Origin of the sequence: Halomonas sp. AOP13-D3-9, from assembly GCF_052379125.1 — a bacterium.
Classification (GTDB): domain Bacteria; phylum Pseudomonadota; class Gammaproteobacteria; order Pseudomonadales; family Halomonadaceae; genus Vreelandella.
This window is the reverse complement of sequence record NZ_JBQSYH010000001.1, coordinates 412,431-419,042: the sequence shown is the minus strand read 5'-3', so window position 1 is coordinate 419,042 and position 6,612 is coordinate 412,431. Positions and strand designations below refer to the sequence as shown.

The 6,612-nt window shown below is 51.3% G+C and carries 5 protein-coding genes; 2 read left to right on the top strand and 3 right to left on the bottom strand.

The annotated features are described in order from the left end of the window. Positions 1-210 precede the first annotated feature (210 nt). The 3 genes from fliD (ACT3UM_RS01945) to ACT3UM_RS01935 form a co-directional block, all read right to left on the bottom strand. Entirely contained in the window at positions 211-1,563 is a 1,353-nt protein-coding gene (fliD, locus tag ACT3UM_RS01945; RefSeq protein ID WP_498895650.1) for a flagellar filament capping protein FliD, read from the bottom strand. Between the two features lie 168 nt (positions 1,564-1,731). After that, positions 1,732-3,135 carry a flagellar filament capping protein FliD gene (fliD, locus tag ACT3UM_RS01940; protein WP_498895648.1) on the bottom strand — a complete coding sequence of 468 codons (1,404 nt, stop codon included), beginning with the start codon at positions 3,133-3,135 and terminating at the stop codon, positions 1,732-1,734. Between the two features lie 180 nt (positions 3,136-3,315). Next, positions 3,316-4,641, bottom strand: a complete 1,326-nt coding sequence (locus ACT3UM_RS01935) for a UDP-glucose dehydrogenase family protein (RefSeq protein ID WP_498895646.1) — start codon at positions 4,639-4,641, stop codon at positions 3,316-3,318. Between the two features lie 187 nt (positions 4,642-4,828). Between ACT3UM_RS01935 and ACT3UM_RS01930 the strand changes: the two genes are divergently transcribed. Both ACT3UM_RS01930 and ACT3UM_RS01925 read left to right on the top strand, forming a co-directional pair. Next, positions 4,829-5,170, top strand: a complete 342-nt coding sequence (locus tag ACT3UM_RS01930; RefSeq protein WP_498895665.1) for a hypothetical protein — start codon at positions 4,829-4,831, stop codon at positions 5,168-5,170. 414 nt (positions 5,171-5,584) lie between these two features. Beyond that, a complete protein-coding gene (locus ACT3UM_RS01925; RefSeq protein ID WP_498895644.1) occupies positions 5,585-6,607 on the top strand; it encodes a serine hydrolase domain-containing protein in 1,023 nt (340 codons plus the stop codon). Positions 6,608-6,612 lie beyond the last annotated feature (5 nt).

Below are 6,612 nucleotides of genomic sequence, written 5' to 3'. Positions count from 1 at the left end.
ACCAATCAGGGCAGTAATGTTAGTGTTGATTACAGACATGTGAGTGCTCCTCGAAATTTAACTGGCCTTGTGGCCTACTTAGCGGCACTTGCGTCGCCGTTATTATAGTTAACGGCAGCCCCACCGACTTCTTTAGAAAAAATGTTCTTTTTTTATGTAAATTACTGTAACTTTTCAACTACTGTCTCAACGACCATCTCAGCCGCGTTATTAATTACTTTTCTGCATATTACCCAGCATGTCGAACTGCTGTGATAGATAGCTGCTCATAGAGTTCATTTGGGCGATCAAGCCATCCAATTGACCAAACTGCTTACGGTAACGCTCTGTGCTTCGCTCGATACTAGCCTCCATACGAAGCTTACGCTCGTCCAGGCTATCAACCCGCTGCTCAGCACTAGTCACAGAGCTTTGAATGATGCCGTTTTCTGCCGTAATGCCTTCAAGCGTGGCGTTTAAGCGCCCAGCAAAGCCGCCTTCATCTGTTTCGCCCGCAAAGAACGCAGATAGCCCCTCTGGGTTGTTGGCAACTGCATCGTCCAACTTATCCTCATCGACTTTTAATCGCCCTTTCTCATCAATGGCAATACCCAGTTGAGAAAGCCGTGAAATATCACCAGTGCCGAGGTTGTCTGTGATATCCCTGCGTAGGCGGTCTTCAATGGTACGCACGGTGCGGTCGCCCACCAGCTCACCAGATATCTCACCTTCCCCATTGTATGCGGTCATTCGACCAACGGTGGATTTCATTTCATTATAGTTTTTAACGAACTCGTCAATGGCTTCTCTCAGCGACGCATCATCACGCTCAATCACCAGTGTAACGGGGTCTCCAGAGGCCTCTGTGAGGTCAAGCGTTACGCCTTGAATTGCCTCTTCAACACGGTTGGTTTTACTGGTGATAGCAATGCCATTAACGTTTAGCTCAGCGTCCTGACCTGAACGCTGGGTGGCTGCATCCATGGTCAGCGACGCTAAGCCTGAGAAGCCTTCCAGTGAAGCATCTTGGCCCGTCTCTTTTGAGCTCAGCGCTAAGCGGTACCCAGTGCCATCATTAACGATAGAAGCAGTGACACCAGACTCTTTATCTGCATTGATCTGGTCACGAACATCCGCCAGCGTACTGCCCGCTGAAATAGCAACGTCGTAGCTTGTTTGTGTTCCGCCAGCACCAAAGTTAAGCGTAAGCGTCGCATCGGCCGCTGTTAGCTCTTGGTCTAGCGCTACGCTGTTAGAAGCCGCGCTGCCTGAGCGGGCCAGTTGGGTAACGGTCACTTCATAGCGCCCGGCATTAGCGGTTTCGCCTGCGGTCGCCAATACGCCATCGCCCGTCACGGTGCTTTTTTGCTGCTTAAACGTAGAGGCCTCATTCAGCGCAGCAATAGAGGTTTGCACCCTATCCATTGCTGACTCAAGGCGCCCATAGGCAGAAATCTTGGTTTGCTGAGCACTTTTCTGCTCTAGAATAGGCACAAGCTTTTGCTGTTCGGCCGCTTTTAGCTGATCCACCAAACCTGCTAGATCCAGCCCAGAGCCCACACCAAGTGCAGTTATCGAAGCCATGACTCAGTTCCTTATAAGTGGTAGAAAAAGGTATCTAAGTTCTTTATCGGCTGCACAGGAACAAACTTTAGAGATGGCGCCTTTTTTAAGCTGTTTTTAAGCCTTTGCAGACAAAAAAATGCCCAACACATTGTGCTGAGCATCTTGTAAGCTATTAATTTAGCTAGCTTAACTTTGGCTTTGCTGTCCCAACACGGCAAACTGCTGGGTCAGATAAGCACTGGTTGAGTTCATTTGCGCTACCATGCTGTCCATCGCTTGAAACTGTGTGCGATAACGCTCAACGGTTTGCTCGATACGGCTTTCCGTTGTTGCATAACGGTCTTCTAACGAAGCAAAGCGCCTTTCAGACGAATCAACGGCACTTTCAAGGCGGCCACCTGTTCCCACCAAGCTTTCAAGCGATGAGGCAATTTGCCCTGCCATGCCACCCTCTTCGCTATCGCCTGCGAAAAAATTGGCTAGCTGATCCGGCTGAGTAGCAACAATGCTATCTAACTTATCTTCATCAATCTCCAGCTTGCCGTCTACTTGAAGCGAAATACCTATATCCGACAACACGCTAAAGCCATCGCCGCCGACAACACTGCTAATTGTTTGACGAAGCTCTCGTTCAACCGCACGGGTCGCAGCATCGGCGTTCAACCCCGCCGCCTGCCCAGTCTCTTCGTCAAACGCTGTCAAACTGGTGATGGTGTCCTTGAGCGCGTTGAAGTCATCGACAAAGGCCGTGATCTGCTCTCGAATAGCCTCATCATCTTGCTCAACACTGACTGTGCTTGTCGCACCCGCCTCAGATAAGTTCAGGGTAATACCTTGAATAGCGCCTTCCACTTGATTGGATGGGCTAACGATATCGATACCATTGACGTTAAACTCTGCATCCAGGCCCGTTTGAACTACCTGGGCATCAGTCGTTTGTACATCGCCCGCAAGAATGTCTGAAAAGTTTGTGCTTTCAATACTCGCGTCCGCACCCGTTTCCGTCGAATTTACTGCAAGACGATATCCTTCACCGTCGTTGATAATAGAGGCGCTTAAGCGGCCATCACTCTGTTGATTGATAGCATCTCGCATATCTTCAAGGGAACTGCCATCGGCAATGGTAATGGGATCCATAGCTCCGTCAGCAAGAGTAAAGGTTAATGACTGCTCCCCACTCACTATGCTTTCATCTGCTGTTTCCAAACGCTCTGTTACTAGACTACTGGCTGTAGCTAACTGGCCGACCTGTACTTCGTACTGACCTGGCTGGGCCTCATTGCTGCTAACAGCGCCAACAGCACTGCCTTCTACATTGGTTGTCAGGCTCTCGAATGACGACCCGTCATTGAGGGCTTCTGCAGAATCTTGAAACTGCTCAAGCGCGCTTTGCAACTTACCGTAGGCAGATATTTTCGTATCTTCAGATTGGAGCTGTTGCGCAATGGGCTCAAGCTTTGCTTGTTCTGCCGTTTTTAATTGTTCCAGCAAGCCATTCAGATCCAAGCCAGAACCGATGCCTAGTGATGTGATAGCAGCCATAAACCAATGCCTTTTTTGAATACATGTTGCTACGCTTGCTGCTTCCAATAGCCGTTTATCTGCGAAGCCCTGCGTAACACTATTTTTAATGCAGCTTTTTAAAAGTATCGACCAAGTGAATCAGAACTTGAATATTAGCCTCTTTTTTTCGTACTAATACGTATTTTCAAGTAACAAAAGGTAATTCACCCAGCAGTTAATCAGAAAATCATAATAACAGATTCATCCTTAATTGCTCTTTCGCCCTACCCCTATGTACCGCAAACCCGCCTCTTCAACTGCGCTTGGCGTGTACAAATTACGCCCATCAATAACGACTTTTTCTGCCAGTTGATCGGCCAACCAAGCGAAATCAACGCTGCGAAACTCTTTCCATTCGGTGCAGATGACCAGCGCATCGGCGCCTTTGACTGCCTGAATGCGGTCACCGGCGAGCATTAAGTCATCCCGTTCGCCATAGATACGGCGGCATTCCGCCATGGCTTCGGGATCAAAGGCTTGCACCTTAGCACCCGCTTGCCAAAGCGCTTCCATCAACGTGCGGCTTGGGGCTTCACGCATATCGTCGGTGTTGGGCTTGAAGGCCAGACCCCACACGGCAATGCTCTTGCCACTTAGATTGCCTAAGTTATCTTGCAGTTTTGTGAACAGCGTTTGCTTTTGGCGTAAATTAACCGCTTCAACAGCACTGAGCAGTTCTGGCGTATAGCCTAACTGGCGCGCGGCGCGCTCTAGTGCCTGAACGTCTTTGGGAAAGCAGGAGCCGCCGTAGCCACAGCCTGGGTAGATAAAGTGGTAGCCAATGCGTGGGTCGCTGCCAATACCCCGGCGTACGTCTTCAACATCCACTTCGAGCCGCTCGGCGAGATTGGAAATCTCGTTCATAAAGCTGATTTTGGTGGCGAGCATGGCATTGGCGGCGTACTTGGTCAGCTCGGCGGCCCGCACGCTCATAAACATCAGTTTTTCGTGATTGCGATTGTAAGGGGCGTAGCACTCTTGCATATGCGCTTTCACGCGTTCGCTTTCGGTGCCGACGATAATCCGCGCACCGCGGGTAAAGTCATCTATCGCGGCCCCTTCTTTCATAAACTCAGGGTTCGAGCAGACGTCAAACGCGAGTGATGTACCACGCTGTTCGAGAACATCGCTGATAACGGCACGGACTTTTTCGGCGGTGCCCACGGGCACGGTAGATTTATCAATCACCAGCTTGTAGCTATCCATATGCTGACCGATCGTACGCGCCACCTCTAGCACATAGCGTAGGTCGGCACTGCCATCTTCATCCGGCGGCGTTCCCACGGCGATAAACAGCAGCTCGCCATTGGCTACTGCTTGGGCAGCGTCAGTAGTAAAACGTAAACGGCCAGCTGCCACATTGTGGGCAACGATGGTGCTTAGCCCAGGCTCAAAAATCGGCACTTCTCCGCAATTAAGCTGATCAATCCGCTCAGCGTTAACATCCATACAAGTGACTTGATGGCCGACATCGGCTAAACAAGCGCCTGCAACAAGGCCGACATAACCGGTTCCGAATACACTGATATGCATGACTTATTAACTCGCTAAAATACGTGATAGCGAGCGTAGCACATTGGCTTACCGTTGATGAGATCAATGGTAGAAAAGCCGCTCTCATTTATAGACCTTGGTCTAACATAGACTTTGGTTTATAATGCGCTGCAACAAGCCCTATTTGGTGCTGACCGCAGGAGAACATGCTATGACTCCGGGAATTATGACTTCAGAACTCACGAAAGAGCCCTCATCACAAGCATCTAGTGGGCTATCAACGGCCGCGAATGTGCAACGCAGCCTTCGCCAGTGCTTATCGATTGCCGCTGAGCTGCTTTACGATAACGGCCATGTGCTTGAAACCATTACTTTGCCCCAGCGCGGCTTAGCCCGCCGTGAATTGCTCACGCTGAGTGCTGCAGCGCCCACCTGGGCAACCTGCCAGCAAGTAATGGAAGCCAGTGAAGCCGCCACCTTCAATGAGTATGGCCGCTTTGTATTGACTCGCCTTGGCCGCGACATAATGTTTGATATGTTTGGCCAGGGGGCTGCTGATTGCGCCTAACACCTGCTGTTGCCAAGCACTGCGGAACACAATAGCCGATCCAAAAAAGCCCATAAAAAGATGCTCATAAAAAACCGCCCGCAAGCAAACGCTTCGGGCGGTTTTTCTTGGCGTGTTTTATTGAAGCCAGCGCCTAGGTGTCAGCGCAGGCCGAGCATCGAAAGAATGAACAGTACAACCACGATAAGACCAATAATGTAGATAATATTACGCATAGGGCGCTCCTTGCTTATTGCGTTTTAGGGAAATCAAAGGCTTGCTTACCCATGAGTCAGCACTCCCATCCTAGCAGGCTTTTTCAGTTTTTGCGTAATGTCGCGGCACTTCTCAGTGAGAACGTGACAGTGCTTGTATTGTGGAACCTCTTCTACGTCTAAACCTCGAACCTTTGCCACTTATACGGAGGGTGTTGCGATGCGCGCCACTGCTTTACTTGTTTCGTTTGCTGTTACGTCGTTGCTCTCTACCTCTAATGCAGCTGCAAATGCCCCCTCTGCGAGTGCATTAAAGGCATTAGATCAGCAAACCCGCCAGCTAAACCGCGTGCACAGCGTGGTAGTGGCCTACGATGGCGAGATTATCCACGAACTGCACCAGGGTGGGCCGGGGGTGGCCTCACCTGCCAACATTAAATCGCTGTCCAAAACCGTGCTGGCGGCCATTACCGGCGCGGCAATTGAAGCGGGCATCATTGAATCCGCTGAGCAACCTATGGTGGCGCTATTTGGCGATCATCTTCCGAGCGGCACCGACCCGCGTGTTCATGAAATCACCGTCGCGCATCTACTCGCCCAGCAGGCAGGGCTAGAACGAACGTCAGGCGGCAATTACAGCGCCTGGGTCGCCAGCGCTAACTGGGTGAACGATGCCATTACCCGCCCTTTTGTGGATGAACCCGGTGGGCAGATGCTCTACTCCACCGGCACCAGCCACTTGCTTTCCGCTGCGCTCACTCACGCCAGCGGCGAGTCGACCCATGCCCTTGCCCAGCGCCTATTGGGAGACCCGCTTAATATCACCATTCGCCCCTGGCTACGCGACCCACAAGGGATCTACTTCGGCGGTAATGATATGCAGCTCTCGCCGCGAGCAATGATAGAGGTGGGCGAGCTGTATCGGAATGATGGCATCGTGTTTAATGAGGCAGGAGACGAACAGCGCATTCTGCCGGAGGGCTGGGTAGAAGAATCATGGCAGCCGCGCGGCACATCACGCTGGACTGGCGATGGATACGGCTATGGTTGGTTTATTACTCAACTGGCAGGGGAGAATGTTTACTACGGGCGCGGCTACGGTGGCCAGGCGCTGTACGTTATTCCCGAGCGTGAGATGACCGTGGTGATCACTTCAGACCCGACCCCACCCTCGCCCGGTGGGCAGTTTCAGCAGCAGTTAAATAGCTTGGTGGCCGGTTTATTAGCAGAGAATGGTGACTAGTTCCG